Origin of the sequence: Dactylosporangium sp. McL0621 (assembly GCF_049995355.1) — a bacterium.
In the GTDB taxonomy this organism is placed as follows: Bacteria; Actinomycetota; Actinomycetes; order Mycobacteriales; family Micromonosporaceae; genus Dactylosporangium.
The window spans coordinates 5,613,774-5,628,341 of record NZ_CP188259.1 but is presented as its reverse complement, the minus strand read 5'-3'; the positions used below and the strand labels follow the sequence as shown (position 1 = coordinate 5,628,341).

Sequence of the window (14,568 nt, the reverse complement as noted above, 5' to 3'; positions counted from 1 at the left end):
CCTTCGTGCGGCGGTGCGGCTCTCCCGCACCAGGCCTCACAAAGAGCCCCGGCGAGTGCCCCGAAATACTCGGGTTCTGTCAGCTACTCGACGTACGCAGGACGAGGTCGACCGCCTCGGGCCAGTCGGGTTCGTCGAAGTACGCCTCGACGTCGTAGTGCCCCGGCGGGAGGTGCACGGTCATCGTGGCCGGGGACTCGCGCTCGACGTCGCCGATGACGAGGCGGCCCGACGGCACCGCGATCGGGGCCGCGCCCACCGGCGGCCCGGTCAGCGCCGGGCCAGGGGCGTCGCGCCAGACGCGCACGGTCACGTCGTCGAACACCGCGTGGGCGACGCGGCACACGATCGCGTCCTCGCCCGCGATGAGCGGCACGTCGCGCTCCGGCTCGTCGGGCAGCGTGGCGAAGTCGGAGTCCGCGTCCGCCACCACGAGCAGGCCCCAGGGGAAGCCACCCCGGCCCTCGGCGATCATCATGCCCCCATCGTGTCAGCCCAGGGCCCGGTCGAGGCGGACCGCCGCGTTGATGAGGCCGAGATGGGAGAACGCCTGCGGGAAGTTGCCCAGCTGCTCCCCCGTCGGGCCGATCTCCTCGGCGTACAGGCCGACGTAGTTGCTGTACGTCAGCATCTTCTCGAACGTCAGGCGCGCCTCGTCGAGGCGGCCCGCGCGCACGAGCGCCTCGACGTACCAGAAGGTGCACATCGAGAAGGTACCCTCGGCGCCGGCGAGACCGTCCGGGGACTTGAGCGGGTCGTAGCGGTACACGAGGCTGTCCGAGACGAGGTGCTCGTCGATCGCCTCCAGGGTCGACAGCCAGCGCGGGTCCTCCGGGGCGATGAAGCCGACGATCGGCATGTACAGCAGGGCGGCGTCGACCACGTCGGTCTCGTAGTGCTGCGTGAACGTCTCGGCGTCCGGGTTCCAGCCGCGGGCCATCACCTGCTCGTAGACGGCGTCGCGGGCGGCGGTCCACCGGGGCAGGTCGGCCGGGGCGCCGAGCACGCGGGCGATGCGGATGGCGCGGTCGAACGCGACCCAGCACATGAGCCGGCCGTAGGTGTTGTCGTGCCGCCCGCTGCGGGACTCCCAGATGCCGTCGTCGGGCCGGTCCCACGAGTCGCAGAGCCGGTCGATGCCGCGGGTGAACGCGCTCCAGCCGTCGTAGGCCGGGCGCAGGCCGGAGCGGAAGCCGCGGTACATGGCGTCGAGGGCCTCGCCGTAGACGTCGAGCTGGAGCTGGCCGTTGGCGTCGTTGCCGATGCGGACCGGCTTCGAGCCGCGGTAGCCGCGCAGGTGCTGCAGCTCGAGCTCGGGCAGGTCGGTGGAGCCGTCGATGCGGTACATGATGCGCGGCTCACCCTCGGTCACCCGGTCGCGCAGCCAGCTCAGGAACGCCCGGGCCTCGTCGCGGTAGCCCAGGCCGAGCAGGGCGTGCACGGACAGGGAGGCGTCGCGGATCCAGGTGTAGCGGTAGTCCCAGTTGCGCTCCCCGCCGACGAGCTCGGGCAGCCCCGCGGTGGGGGCCGCGACCGGGGCGCCCGTCGGGGCGTAGGTCAGCAGCTTGAGCGTGACGGCCGAGCGCTCCACCTGTTCGCGCCAGCGGCCGGTGTACCGCGACTGCCCGACCCAGCCGCGCCAGTAGTCGCGCGTCCGCGCGTACAGCCGCCAGATCTCGTCCGTCGCGACAGTCCGGGGCGTCTCGGACGGCCCCGCGGTCAGCACCATCCCGCCGCTGTCGCCCTCGTGCGCGTCGAGCACGACCCGGATGCCGCCGTTGACCCGCTCGATCTGGCTCGCCAGCTCGGTGCGGCCGGGGTTGAGGGTGAGCGCCTGGCCGCCGCCGGTGAACACGACGCCGGACTCGGTGATGTCGATGTCCGGCTCGGCCCGCCCGTAGTCGAACGCGGGGGAGCACTCGAACACGAACCGGCCGTGCCCGCGGACCATCCGCATCACGCGCACGATCTGGTGCCGCTCGGACGGCTCGTAGCCGGTGACCGGCATGAAGTCGAGCACCTCGCCGACGCCCTCGGGGCTCATGAAGCGCGTGATGAGGATGGCGGTGCCGGGCAGGTACAGCTGGCGGCTCACGAAGTCGTCGCGCTCGGGCCGGAACCGGCAGAGCCCGCCGCCGGCGTGCCCGTCGTCGACCAGGGCGGCGAAGATGCTTGGTGAGTCGAAACGCGGCGCGCAGAACCAGTCGATCGACCCGTCCTCGGCGACGAGGGCGGCGGTCTGCAGGTCGCCGATCAGTCCGTGGTGCTCGATCGGGGCAGTCTCCATACCCCGAGGGTGGCGGTCCCGGGTGGTACCACCATCACCCTTCCGGGGTCGTCGTGACCGCCGAGAACGAGGCCCAGATGTGCTTGGCGTCGACGGTGGCGTACCAGCCGACGTCGAGCGAAAGCTGCCGCGCCAGGTGCAGCCCGCGGCCGCCCGAGTCCGTGGGCTCGACGTCGCGCAGCTGCGGGAACGCCTGCATGTCGTGGTCGGCGATGTCGAGCACGAAGCAGCCGTCGGCCAGCAGCAGCCGTACGACGCTCGGCGGCAGCCCGTGGATGAGCGCGTTGGTCGCGAGCTCCGAGGCGACGAGCAGCACCCGGTCGGCGCGGTCGTCGAGCGCGGGCGCGGCCACGAGGCGCCGGCTCGTCAGGGCGTCGAGCAGCGCCTCGCGCAGGCCTGCAGCTCGCGCACGTCGGCGATGACCCACCGGCGCAGCTCCGTCGTCACCGGCGGCGGCGGGGAAACACTCAAGGTCGTCACCCACCCGGGATACCCCGCGCGGGCCGCCTTCTACCCTTCGGTCAGGCGTCCGGAGGACGGGCGGCGCGGCGGGCCTTCCACCACGAGCGGACGATCGCGGTCAGCGGCGGGGCGAGGAACACCCCGCACAGCCCGCCCACCGCCGCGCCCACCACGGTGGCCGCGAGCACCGCCACCGGGTGCAGGTCGAGGGCGCGGCCGAAGATGAGCGGGCGCAGGACGCCCTCGAGGAGGTTCTGGGTGATGAGGACGATGACGAGCATCCACACGGCCGCGGTGGCGCCGCCCGAGCCGAGCGCGAGCAGCACCGCGAACGCGGCCGAGACCCAGGCGCCGAGGTACGGCACGAACGCGGCGACGAACGTGACGACGGCGATCGTGAGCAGGAACGGCACCCGCAGCACGGCCGCGCCGAACGTGATCACGGACGCGTCCATGGCCGCGACGACGGTGGTGCCGACCATGTACCGCCGCAGCTGCACCGACGAGCGCCGGACGAGCTGGTGGTCGGGGTCGACCTCGGTGGGGAGCCGCCGCTCGATCGCCGCGCCCCAGCGGGGTCCGTCGTGCAGCAGGTAGTACAGCAGGTACGTGCCGACCAGCAGGCCGACCACGGCCTGCCCGAGCGCGACCGCCCCGCCGGTCACGGCCGAGCCGACGCCGAGCAGCGCGGCGCGCCACGACGCCGACTGCAGGATCGTCTGCACGGGGTCGGCCCCGAGCGCGTCCTGCAGCCGCCGGCCGGCCTCGGCCAGGGCCGGGCGCCATTCGGCCGCCTGCAGCGTCAGCACCCACACGAGCAGCGCGGCGACGAGCACCAGGCCGAGCGGCAGGATGAGCGCCCCGACCAGCGCCGCGGGCCCCTGGGCCAGGCCGAGCCGCCGCAGCCGGGCCACGAGCGGCTGCACGGTGATGGCGATGACGACCATGAGCAGCAGGGGCATGATCAGCGGTACCAGCACCGCGACCGCCGCCGCGGCCAGCGCCGCCCCGCCGATCAGCCCGGCGACCGACCAGCCGGTCCGCCCGAGCCGCTGCAGCCGCTCCCGGCCGTTCACCCGTCCTCCAGGGCGCCGCGGAACTGCTTGAGCTCCCGGCGCGCCTTGCGGTCGAGGGTCGGGTACCGCGGGTCCATCGCCATGAGCGTGTCGGCGATGACGGCGGCCGCGGCGATGCGGGCGAACCACTTCTGGTCGGCCGGGATCACGTGCCACGGCGCCCAGTCCGTGCTGGTGTGGGACAGCAGGTCGGCGTAGGCGCGCTGGTAGTCGTCCCAGTGCCGCCGCTCGGCGAGGTCGGAGGCGGAGAACTTCCAGTTCTTGGCCGGCTCGTCGATGCGGGCCAGCAGGCGCCGGCGCTGCTCCTCGGGGCTGAGGTTGAGGAACAGCTTCACGATGTGGAAGCCGCTCGCGGCGACGTGGTGCTCCCAGTCGTTGATGGCCCGGAACCGGTCCCGCCAGTGTGACGTCGGCGCCTCCGGGTCGTGCACCCGCACGACGAGCACCTCCTCGTAGTGGGACCGGTTGAAGATGGCGATCTCGCCGCGGGCCGGCAGCCGCAGGCCGTACCGCCACAGATAGTCGTGGGCCCGCTCCTCGGCGCTGGGCACCTTGAAGCTGTGCACGCGCACGCCCTGCGGGTTGACGCCGCTCATCACGTGCCGGATGGTGCCGTCCTTGCCGCCGGCGTCGAGGGCCTGGAGCACGACGAGCACGCCCCGGGTGCCCTCGGCGGCCAGCCGCGCCTGGTGGTCGGCGAGCAGCGCCACCCCACGCTCGAGCAGCTCGGTGCGGTCGCGCTTGCGCACGAGGTCGCCGGTGTAGCCGGGGTCGAAGTCGCGGGGCAGCCGGACCCGGCGGCCCGGCTCGACCCGCAGCGGGGCGATGAGCTCGGCGATGCGGTCACGCGGACGCTTGGGCATTGCGGGCCTCCCTCCGGCGCAGCAGCGCCTTGCGCAGCTCCGTCACCGCGAGTATCGACGCCGCCGCCACGGCACAGACCAGCCACTCGGCGAGGTCGAGGTGGACGGTGTGCAGGAGCGCCTGCAGCGGGGCGAGCTCGGTCGCGAGGACGATGGTGAGCAGCGACAGGCCGCTGGTCATCAGGAACCGGTGGTCGTCGAACGTGTCGAGGCTGAACACCGAGCGGGTGTCGCTGCGGACGGTGGCGGAGAGGTACAGGCTCATCAGCGAGAAGGTCGTCAGCCCCATGGTGCGGGCGGTGTCGAGGTCGTGCCGGGCGTCGGTCCCCGCGAGCACGGCCAGCGTCACCGCGCCCATCACGACCCCGAGCACGCCGAGCCACGCGAGGGTCCGCCCGGCCAGCAGCGGCTCGTCGGCGGGGCGGGGCGGGCGGCGCATGATGTCCTCCTCGGGGCGGCCGTAGCCGAGCCCGATGGACTGCAGCAGGTGCACGGTGAAGTTGATCCACAGCGACTGCAGCGGCAGGAACGGCAGCCCCGCGGCGATGCCCAGGATGCCGGCCCCCAGGAAGGTGGCGATGAACCCGATCAGAGCGCCCATCTGGAAGTACACGTACCGCTTGAGGTTGTCGTAGAGCGCCCGGCCGATGGCGACCGCCTTGACGATCGTGGCGAAGTCGTCGTCGGTGAGGATCATCGCGGCGGCCTCCTTCGACACGTCGGTGCCGGTGATGCCCATCGCGATGCCGATGTCGGCGCGTTTGAGCGCCGGGGCGTCGTTGACCCCGTCGCCGGTCATCGCGACGATGTGGCCCTTGCGGCGCAGGATCTCCACCAGGCGCACCTTGTGCTCCGGCGTGACCCGGGCGATGACCCCGATGCCGTCGATCTCGCGCACCGCCTCCTCGTCGTCCATCGCCGCGAAGTCGGCCCCGGTGATGGCCCGGCCGGTGATGCCGAGCTGCCCGGCGATCGCGCCCGCGGTGACCGCGTGGTCGCCGGTGATCATGCGGACCTGGACGCCGGCCGCGTGCGCCTGGGCGATCGCGTCCCGGGCCTGCGGCCGCGGCGGGTCGACGATGCCGGCCAGCGCGAGCAGGGTGAGCTCGTCGAGGGTGCCGAGCAGGTCGCCGTGCGGGTCGAACGTCGCCGGGTCGAAGTCGCGGCGGGCCGTGGCCATCACGCGCAGGCCCTGGCCGGCCATGCGCTCGTTCTCGGCGAGGTACCGCCGCCGGCGCTCGTCGTCCAGCGCGCCCCGCGCGAGCAGCTGGTCCGGGGCGCCCTTGACGAAGCAGCGCACCACGTCGCGCCCGGACTCGTCGGTCATGCGGTGGTAGGTGGCCATCAGCTTGTACGCCGCGTCGAATGGCACCTCGGCGATCCGCGGGTACCGCTCCCGGGTCGCGGCCACGTCGAGGTGCCCCTTCTCGGCGAGCACCACGAGCGCGCCCTCGGTCGGGTCGCCGACGAGCCGCCCGGCGGTGACGACGGCATCGCCGGCGAGCGCCATCGGCAGCAGATAGGGCTCCAGCGGTACGTCGGGGTCGCCCGCCACCCGCCGGATGTCCCCGTCGGCGGAGTAGCCGGTGCCCGACACCGTGTACCGCCGGCCCGGGATCGCCAGCTCCGCGACCGTCATCTGGTTGAGCGTCAGGGTGCCGGTCTTGTCGGAGTTGATCGCCGACGTCGAGCCGAGGGTCTCGGTGGAGCGCAGCCGCTTGACGATCGCGTTGGCCCGGGCGAGCAGCTGCGTGCCCAGCGAGAGGATCGTGGTCACCACGGCCGGCAACCCGGTCGGGATCGCCGAGATCGCGAACGCGATGGCCGCGGTGAACACGACGTCGAAGGGGTTGCCGCGGGCCAGGCTCATCACGACCGACAGCAGCAGCGCGACGCCGGCGACGAGCAGGATCTGGTTGGTCAGCCGGCTCAGCTGCCGGGTCAGCGGCGTCGGCGGCTCCTCGCCGGTCTGCAGCATCCCCGAGATCCGGCCGACCTCCGTGGTCATGCCGGTCGCGGTGACCACCATCTCGCCGGTGCCGCGGGTGACGTTGGTGTGCATGTAGGCCATGTCGACCCGGTCCCCGAGCGCGGCGGCGGCCGCGGCGACCACGCCGGCGTCCTTGCCGACCGGCACGCTCTCCCCGGTCAGCGCCGACTCGTCAACCTCGAGCCGGGCGGTGCGCACCAGCCGTCCGTCGGCCGGCACGCGGTCGCCGGCCTCGACGAGCACCACGTCGCCGGGCACGAGATCCTCCGACGGCACCGAGTCGGTCCGCCCGTCGCGGCGCACCCGGGCCCGGGTGATCATCGCCTGCTGCAGCGCGCTCACCGCGGCCGCGGCCTTGCCCTCCTGCCGCAGCCCGAGCACGGCGTTGAACAGGGTCAGCGCGATGAGGAGCAGGCCGGTGCCGTACTGCCGCAGCGGATACACGCTGCCGATGCCGGCCACCAGCAGCACGATCTGCATCGGGTCGGCGTACTGCCGCACGAACGCCCGCCATCGCGGCTCGCGGCCGGCCTCGGCGAACCGGTTCGGCCCGTACCTCCCCCGCCGCCGCTCGACTTCGTCAGGCGTCAGCCCGGCCTGCGCCTCGACGTGCTCGACGGCCAGCGCCTCGGCGGCCGACAGCGCGTGGAACGGCGGCTCCTGCGTCGGCGCCAGCGTGGAGGTCCCCATCGCCGCGTGCTACCCGCACGATCGCGGCTCAGCCCTGGTCGCGCCGCCGATCATCCGGGCCGCTCATCCGTGCTCCGGCGGCGGGGCGATCTCGGTCGCGGTGCCGACCCACTCCACGATGTCGCCGGCGTCGTCGAGCAGCGGCACGGCCCGCGACAGCGTCCAGCCCAGCGTGCCGTCGGAGCGCCTGACGCGGTGCTGGAGCTGGAAGACCGCCTTGTCGCGCACCGCGGCGGCGATCGCGTCGAGGACCTCGCGCTGGTCGTCGGGGTGGATGTAGGTGTCGAGCCAGGTGGCGGACGGCTCGCTGGGGTCGGCGACGAACCCGCGGCCGTCGAGGGCGCCCATCCTGGTCCAGTCGGGGCTCATCCGGTACACCACGTCGAAACTGGCGTTCACCAGCGCCCGGAAGCGGCGTTCGGCCTCCTCCCGGACCCGCGCCAGCTCGAGCTGCGCGCCCACGCGGGCGATGAGCTCCCGCGCCGCGAACGGCTTGACGAGATAGTCGTCGGCGCCGGCCGCGAGCCCGTCGACGGCGGCCTGCTCGCCGGCCCGGGCGCTGAGCATGATCATCGGCAGGCCGCGCAGCACGCTCTCGGCGCGCAGTGTGCGCAGCAGCTGCCGGCCGTCGACGTTGGGCATCATCACGTCGGTGAGGATCAGATCGGGGCGGTGGCGGCGGGCGGCGGCCATGGCCTGGGCCCCGGTGCCGACCGCCTCGACGTCCCAGGCGACCGACAGCAGCCGGGCCAGGTACGCGCGCATGTCGTGGTTGTCGTCGACGACCAGGATCCGCGCCCGGGTGGCGGCCTCGCCGGCGCCGGGCGCGGGGGCCGGCGGGCCGGTTGCGGCGGGCCGGGCGGGGGTGTCCCAGAAGCCGGCGACCTCGGCCAGGATCCCCGCGACCGGGTGGTGGCGGCGCTCCGGCTCGGCCGCGGCGGCGGGGTTCCCGGCCCGCGCCGGCCGGGTCTTGGGCAGCCAGACGGTGAACCGGCTGCCCTTGCCGGCGCTGCTCTGCACCCGCACACGGCCGTGGTGGCGGCGGGCGAGCTGGTCGACCAGCGCCAGGCCGATCCCGGCGCCCTCGTGGGTGCGGGCGCGGCTGTCGCGGACGCGGTGGAAGCGCTTGAAGATGTGCGGCAGCTGGTCGGCCGGGATGCCGACGCCGGTGTCGCTCACCGCGAGCTCGGCGTGCTCGGGCAGCTCCCGCAGCTCGACGCTGATCTGCCCGTCGAAGGTGAACTTGAGCGCGTTGGACAGCAGGTTGGCGACGATCTTCTCCCACATGCCGGGGTCGACGGTGACCGGGCCGCTCATCGGCGGGCAGTCCACGCGCAGCTCGAGCCCGGCGCGGTCGGCGGCCCTGCGGAAGGCGCTGACGATGTCGACGGTGAGCGCGGCCAGGTCCACCTCCTCCGGGTGGGCCCGCAGGCGGCCCGCCTCGAGCTGGGAGAAGTCGAGCAGGGTCTCCACCATGAGCAGCAGCCGGCGGGCGTTGCGGGCGGCGATGTCGACCTCGGCCCGCAGCGGCGCGGGCAGCCCCGCCCGGTCGGCCCCGAGCGTCTCCAGCGGGGCCAGCAGCAGCGTCAGCGGGGTCCGCAGCTCGTGGCTGATGTTGGACAGGAAGTCGGTCTTCGCGCGGTCGAGCTCGGCCAGGCGGTCGATGCGGTCGCGCTGGCGCTGGCGGGCGGTGGCCTCGGTGAGCGAGCCCGCGACCTGCCCGGCGACGAGGTCCAGGAACTCCCGGTACCCGCCGTTGAGCGGCAGGTGCGGGTTGATGCCGAGCACGAGGACGCCGGCCACCTGGCTCTCGGCGTCGTACGGCTCCCGCAGCGGGAAGGCCGCCGCGCTGTGCGGCTCCCGGGCGGCGGCGCCGATGGTGACGCCGCGGAACGTCTCGGCCAGCCGCTCGACGGTCGCGGCGCGATCGGTGCGGACCACGCGGCCGATCGGCCAGGCCGCGTCGTCGTCGAGCAGCGCGATCGTGTGCGGCGCCATCGGGCCGCCGGCCTCGACGCCCGCCGCGGCGACGAGCTCGGCCTGGCTGCGCACGCCGTCGACGAGGTACGCCAGCGCGAACGGGCAGTCCTCCTCGCCGCCGGCCAGCGCGGCCAGCGACCGTTCGAGCGAGGCCCGCCGCGTGGGCGCCCCGACGGGCCCGGACACGAGCCGGTTGAGCAGCTGCAGGCGGCGCCGGCTGAGCACCTCGGCCGTCTTCTCGATCACCGTCGAGAAGACCCCGCCGATGCGGCCGTCGCGGTCGCGGACCGGGCTGAAGTTCAGGTCGAACCAGGCGTCCTCGAGCTCGTCGCTGCGGGTGATCGGGTACAGCGCGTCGGTCAGCGACACCGCCTCGCCGGCCAGCACCCGGGCGTACAGCGGCTCGTTCAGGTGCCACACCTCGGGCCAGCACTCCCGGGTCGGCTGGGCCAGGCCGGCCGGGTGCTTGCGGCCCATGACGAGCCGGTACCCGTCGTTGTAGAGCTGCAGCAGCTCCGGCCCCCAGAGCACGCACATCCCGACCGGGCTCGCGAGCACCGTCTGCACCACCCCGACGAGCGCGTCGGGCCACGTGTCGACCGGCCCGAGCCGGGTCCGCCGCCAGTCCACCCGCCGCATCAGCTCCGCCACCTCGCCCGAGCCGCCGAAGACGACCTCGGCCCGGGCCCGGTCGGCGCGTGCCCGCGGCAGCTCGCCGCCGCGCACGACGTCGACGAGCACCGGTCCGATGTCGCGCAGGTCGAGCACCAGGTCGACGGCGCCGATCTCGACCGCGGCCCGGGGCATGCCGGGGTACTCGGCCGAGTCCTCGCTCTGCGCCACCACCGTGCCGCCGGCGTCCTTGAGCGCCCGCGCCCCGGCGGCCGCGTCGCGCCCCATGCCGGAGAGCACGACCCCGGCCGCCTGCGCCCCGAACGAGTCGGCGAGCGAGCGCAGCAGCACGTCGAGCGGCCCGGTCTCCGACGAGTTCGGCGACGGCGTCATCGCCAGGGTGCCGTCGGGCAGCACCTCGACCGCGGTCTTCGGCGGCGCGATCACGACCCGGCCCCGCTGCAGCACCATCCCGTCGACGGCCCAGCTCACCGGCAGCCCGGTGCGCCGCCGCAGGATCTCGACCAGCGCGCTGCCGTGCCCGCCCAGGTGCTGCGCCACGACGACCGCCGCGGGAAGGTCGGCCGGGAACGCCTTGAGCACCGTGGTGACGGCGCCCAGCCCGCCGGCCGAGGCCACGAGGGCGACGACGGCCGGCCCCTTGCCCGGCCGGCCGGCCGAGGTGATCGCTCGGTCCTGTGCGGGGGGACGCTCCTCCACGCCATCAGTCTGCCCCCGCCGCCCCTTTGGGGCGCAAGGGACCGTTGGGGTGCATACGCGCCGCTCCGGAGCCGAGCGTGCCGAGCCCGGCGGCGGCCGTCCACACGGGCAGTGCGAACGCGGCCACGCGCTCCCAGCCGCCGCGGCCCAGCGCGGGCCCGGCCCCGGACAGGTGCAGCACCATCGCCGCCAGCCCGAGCGCCCCGAGGACGAGGGCCGCCCAGCGCAGGCGGGCCGGCCACCCGCCGCGCGGTGAACAGCAGCCCGCCGTTGCCCAGGGCGAGGATGAGCACCGCGGGTCAGCCCTTGAGGTAGTAGCCCGCGTCGAGATCGGCGATCAGGCCCTGGTGCCGCGGGGTCCAGCCGAGCAGTTCCCGGGTGTGCTCGCTGGACGCGTGCGCGTCGAGGCCGAAGAACTGGCCGATCCAGCCGAAGTGGGCCGGGGCGTCCTCGGCCGGGATGGACTTGACCGGCAGGTCGAGCCCGCGGGCGATGGCCTCGGCGATGTCCCTCGTGGGCACGCCCGGCTCGGCCACGGCGTGCAGTACCGATGCCGCGGGCGCCTTTTCGAGGGCCAGCCGGACCAGTTCGGCCGCGTCGAGGCGGTGCACGGCCGGCCAGCTGCCGCCGTCGCCGATGTAGGCCGACACGCCCCGCTCGCGCGCGACGGACACCAGGACGGCGACGAAGCCGTGGTCGCCGTCGCCGTGCACCGTCGGGGCGAAGCGGATGATGCCGGTGCGCACGCCCCGGTCGGCGAAGGCCAGTGCGGCGTTCGCGTTGGCGACCCGCGGGTGGACGCCCGGGTCCGCGGTGTCCCGCTCCGTCGCGGGGCGGCCCGGCAGGCCGGCCACCCCGGAGGCGATGAGCAGGGGCCGGTCGCTGCCGGCCAGGGTCTCGCCGAGCGCGGTGATCGCGGCGAGGTCGGTCTGCGCGGCGTCGGCCATGCGGGAGAAGTCGTGGTTGTAGCCGAGGTGTACCACCCCGTCGGAGTCGGCGGCGCCGGCGCGCAGGGCGTCGAGGTCGTCGAGGCCGCCCCGCCGCACCTCGGCGCCGAGGTTCGCGATGGTGGCAGCGGCCGCGTCGGATCGGGCCAGGCCGACGACCCGGTGCCCGGAGCCGAGCAGCTCGGCGGTGACGGCGGAGCCGATCCAGCCGCTGGCGCCGGTGACGAAGATGCGCATGGTGGTCCTCCCGAAGGCGATGTCACTTGATGACATGCCCAACGCTAGCACGGCATGTCACCCGGTGACATGGAGACCGGGGTAAACCTTTCCCGGGGCGTTCGACTCGAAGAGGGTGGATCGGCCCAGGGAAGGGAAACCCACCGCGTGCGCCCGGACAGGGAAGACGAGTTTCTGCAGTACGTCAGCAGCCGCAAGCAACGGCTGCACCGCGTCGCGTACCACCTGCTCGGCGACCGCGACCGCGCCGACGACGCCGTTCAGGACGTGCTGACCGTGCTCTACCAGCGGTGGAACCGCATGCACGACGTCACGAACCTGGACGGGTACGCCCACACGATGGTCGTGCGCGAGTGCCTGCGCGACCGCCGGCGCTGGCTGGCGCGGGTCCACCTGTGGGAGTCGCCGCCCGACGTGCCGGTCGCGGCCACCGACCCCGACGTCGAGGAGCGGATGCTGCTGCGCGCCGCGCTGCGGCAGCTGCCCGAGCGGCAGCGGACCGTGCTCGTGCTGCGGTTCCTGTGCGACCTGCCGGTGCTGGAGGTCGCGGCGCTGCTGGGGGTGGCCGAGGGCACCGTCAAGGCGCACACCGCCAAGGGCCTCGACGCCCTGCGCCGCCGGCTGGACACGACGACGAGGAGCCTGGCATGAGCGAGAACCCCTTCGCGATCCTGACCGGTGAACCGGTCCCGGACAGCCGCCTCGACGAGCGGGCGGTCATCGCCCGCGGGCGGGTCCGGGTGCGCCGCCGGCGGGGCCTGACCGCGGTCGCGGCCGGTCTCGCTTTGGCGGTCGTCGCCGGTGCCGTCGCCCTGGCCGAGCCGCGTCCCGGGCCGAAGCCCGCCCCGGTGGGGCCGTCGCCCGCCTGCGTACCGGAGCAGCTGCCGCAGCTGGGCCCGACCGTGAGCGCGACGATCGACCCGTCGGGCCGGTACATCGCCGCCACCCCGGACTCCCTCGACGGCACGGTACTGCTCGCTGGGCCCGGCGGGGTCCGCACGCTCACCGCCGTGCCGAGGCTGGTCGTGTCCGGCGTCAACGGCGGCGGGACGGTCGTCGGCAACGTCGAGAACGACGCCGACGAGGACGGGTACGTCATAGACGGCGGGACCGCCGTCGAGCTCGGCCGGCCGCCGGGCGCCCTGAACGCCGGGGCGCACGCGGTGGGCGAGAACGGCGACGTCGTCGGCGATGTCCGCATGCCGGACAACACCTTCCGCGCCGTCGTGTGGCGGCACGGCCGCTGGGACCAGCCGCAGGTGCTGGCCGCCCCGGCCGGCGGCCAGTCCAGCGCGTTCGGCGTCGCCGCGGACGGGCGGATCGTGGGCAGCGTGGGCAAGAGCCCGCAGCCGTACCTGTGGCAGCCCGACGGCACCGGCGCGCCCCTGCCCACCCCGGAGGGCAGGCCCGGCGGGATCGCCAGCGACATCGCCGGGGACTGGGCGGCCGGCCCCGTCGACTACGCCGCCAACGCGACGACCCTTCCGAACGGCCGGCCGGCCGCCCGGCCCCCGCTGACGTGGGCCCGGTGGAACCTGCGCACCGGCGAGGTCCGGGCGCTTGCGGGCGGGCCGCGCACCGTGGCCTCGGGCGGCCTGCTGGCCGACGGCACCGTGGTGCTGCAGGACGTCCGGACCGCCACGCTGTGGACGGAGGCCGGGGCCACCGAGCTGCCCGTCCCGGCCGGCTTCACCCGCTGGCTGGTCACCGGGGCGAGCGCGGGCGGCGTGCTGGTCGGTCCCGCCTCCGACGACCGCGGCTGGACGGCGACGTACCGCTGGGCGTGCCGGTGAGCGCTGCGGCGGTACCGTGGCGGGCATGCGCATCGCATTGGCCGACGGACGGGCGCTCGAGGTTCTCGCGTTCGGACCGGAGGACGGGCGGCCGTTCGTGCTGCACCTCGGCACGCCGTCCGGCCCCCGGGACGTACCGTCGCTGACCGGTCCCGCCGCCGAGCGCGGCCTGCGCACGCTGGTCTTCGGCCGGCCCGGCTACGCGGGCTCCACCCCGCGCCCGGGCCGGCGCGTCGCCGACGTCGCCGGGGACGTGGCCGAGGTCCTCGACCACCTCGGGTACGACCGGTTCGTCACCCTCGGCTGGTCCGGCGGCGGCCCGCACGCCCTGGCCTGCGCGGCGCTGCTGCCGGACCGGTGCGCCGCGGCCGCGACCCTGGCCGGCGTGGCCCCCCACGACGCGGGCGGCCTCGACTGGACCGAGGGCATGGGCCCGGAGAACATCGTCGAGTTCGGCGCGGCGATCGCCGGACCGGAGGCGCTCACCGAGGTCCTCGACCACCAGGCGGCCGGGCTTGCCCGGGTGACCGGGGCCGAGATCGCCGCGGCGCTCGGCGGGCTGCTGCCCCCGGTCGACGCGGCCGAGCTCACCGGCGACTTCGCCGACGCCGTCGCGCTGGGCTTCCGGACGGCCGTCTCCACCGGTACCGCGGGCTGGCGCGACGACGACCTCGCGTTCGTGCGCCCCTGGGGCTTCGAACCCTGGGCCATCACCGTGCCGGTCTGCGTGTGGCAGGGCGGCCAGGACCTCATGGTGCCGCCCGGGCACGGCGCCTGGCTCGCGGCGCACATCCCGGGCGCCCGCGCGCACCTCGACCCGGAGGCGGGCCACCTCTCTCTGGTCCAGCACGCCGACGGCATAGTCGACGACCTCCTCGCCGCCGCCGGCTGGTGAGCAGATGCCGCCGAGC

General features: G+C 74.8%; 12 protein-coding genes. 3 read left to right on the top strand and 9 right to left on the bottom strand.

What is annotated here, in order from left to right:
* Positions 1-79 precede the first annotated feature (79 nt).
* The 9 genes from ACPPVO_RS26535 to ACPPVO_RS26495 all read right to left on the bottom strand — a co-directional run bounded on the left by ACPPVO_RS26535 (position 80) and on the right by ACPPVO_RS26495 (position 11,864).
* Positions 80-478 (bottom strand): hypothetical protein, encoded by a 399-nt coding sequence (locus ACPPVO_RS26535; protein ID WP_426513855.1) that lies wholly within the window; start codon positions 476-478, stop codon positions 80-82.
* 12 nt (positions 479-490) lie between these two features.
* Complete coding sequence (locus ACPPVO_RS26530) at positions 491-2,287, bottom strand: glycoside hydrolase family 15 protein (protein ID WP_426513854.1); 1,797 nt, start codon at positions 2,285-2,287, stop codon at positions 491-493.
* 34 nt (positions 2,288-2,321) lie between these two features.
* Entirely contained in the window at positions 2,322-2,714 is a 393-nt protein-coding gene (locus ACPPVO_RS26525) for an ATP-binding protein (RefSeq protein WP_426513853.1), read from the bottom strand.
* Between the two features lie 94 nt (positions 2,715-2,808).
* Entirely contained in the window at positions 2,809-3,825 is a 1,017-nt protein-coding gene (locus tag ACPPVO_RS26520) for an AI-2E family transporter (protein WP_426513852.1), read from the bottom strand.
* Positions 3,822-4,688: a PPK2 family polyphosphate kinase gene (locus ACPPVO_RS26515; protein WP_426513851.1), complete on the bottom strand. Its 867-nt coding sequence runs from the start codon at positions 4,686-4,688 to the stop codon at positions 3,822-3,824. Before ACPPVO_RS26515 ends, ACPPVO_RS26520 begins: the two co-directional genes overlap by 4 nt.
* A complete protein-coding gene (locus tag ACPPVO_RS26510; RefSeq protein WP_426513850.1) occupies positions 4,669-7,368 on the bottom strand; it encodes a cation-translocating P-type ATPase in 2,700 nt (899 codons plus the stop codon). Before ACPPVO_RS26510 ends, ACPPVO_RS26515 begins: the two co-directional genes overlap by 20 nt.
* A 63-nt stretch (positions 7,369-7,431) precedes the next feature.
* Positions 7,432-10,680 carry a chemotaxis protein CheB gene (locus tag ACPPVO_RS26505; protein ID WP_426513849.1) on the bottom strand — a complete coding sequence of 1,083 codons (3,249 nt, stop codon included), beginning with the start codon at positions 10,678-10,680 and terminating at the stop codon, positions 7,432-7,434.
* Positions 10,681-10,684: 4 nt separating this feature from the next.
* Entirely contained in the window at positions 10,685-10,864 is a 180-nt protein-coding gene (locus tag ACPPVO_RS26500; RefSeq protein WP_426513848.1) for a hypothetical protein, read from the bottom strand.
* Positions 10,865-10,979: 115 nt separating this feature from the next.
* Positions 10,980-11,864, bottom strand: coding sequence for an SDR family oxidoreductase (locus ACPPVO_RS26495; protein ID WP_426513847.1), 885 nt, complete (start codon positions 11,862-11,864; stop codon positions 10,980-10,982).
* 147 nt (positions 11,865-12,011) lie between these two features.
* On the opposite strand from ACPPVO_RS26495, the gene ACPPVO_RS26490 reads away from it, so the two are divergent.
* Genes ACPPVO_RS26490 through ACPPVO_RS26480 form a run of 3 tightly spaced genes read left to right on the top strand, consistent with a single transcriptional unit; the run spans position 12,012 to position 14,552 of the window.
* Entirely contained in the window at positions 12,012-12,515 is a 504-nt protein-coding gene (locus tag ACPPVO_RS26490) for a SigE family RNA polymerase sigma factor (protein ID WP_426513846.1), read from the top strand.
* Positions 12,512-13,657 (top strand): hypothetical protein, encoded by a 1,146-nt coding sequence (locus tag ACPPVO_RS26485; RefSeq protein WP_426513845.1) that lies wholly within the window; start codon positions 12,512-12,514, stop codon positions 13,655-13,657. Before ACPPVO_RS26490 ends, ACPPVO_RS26485 begins: the two co-directional genes overlap by 4 nt.
* A 25-nt stretch (positions 13,658-13,682) precedes the next feature.
* Entirely contained in the window at positions 13,683-14,552 is an 870-nt protein-coding gene (locus tag ACPPVO_RS26480; protein WP_426513844.1) for an alpha/beta fold hydrolase, read from the top strand.
* Positions 14,553-14,568 lie beyond the last annotated feature (16 nt).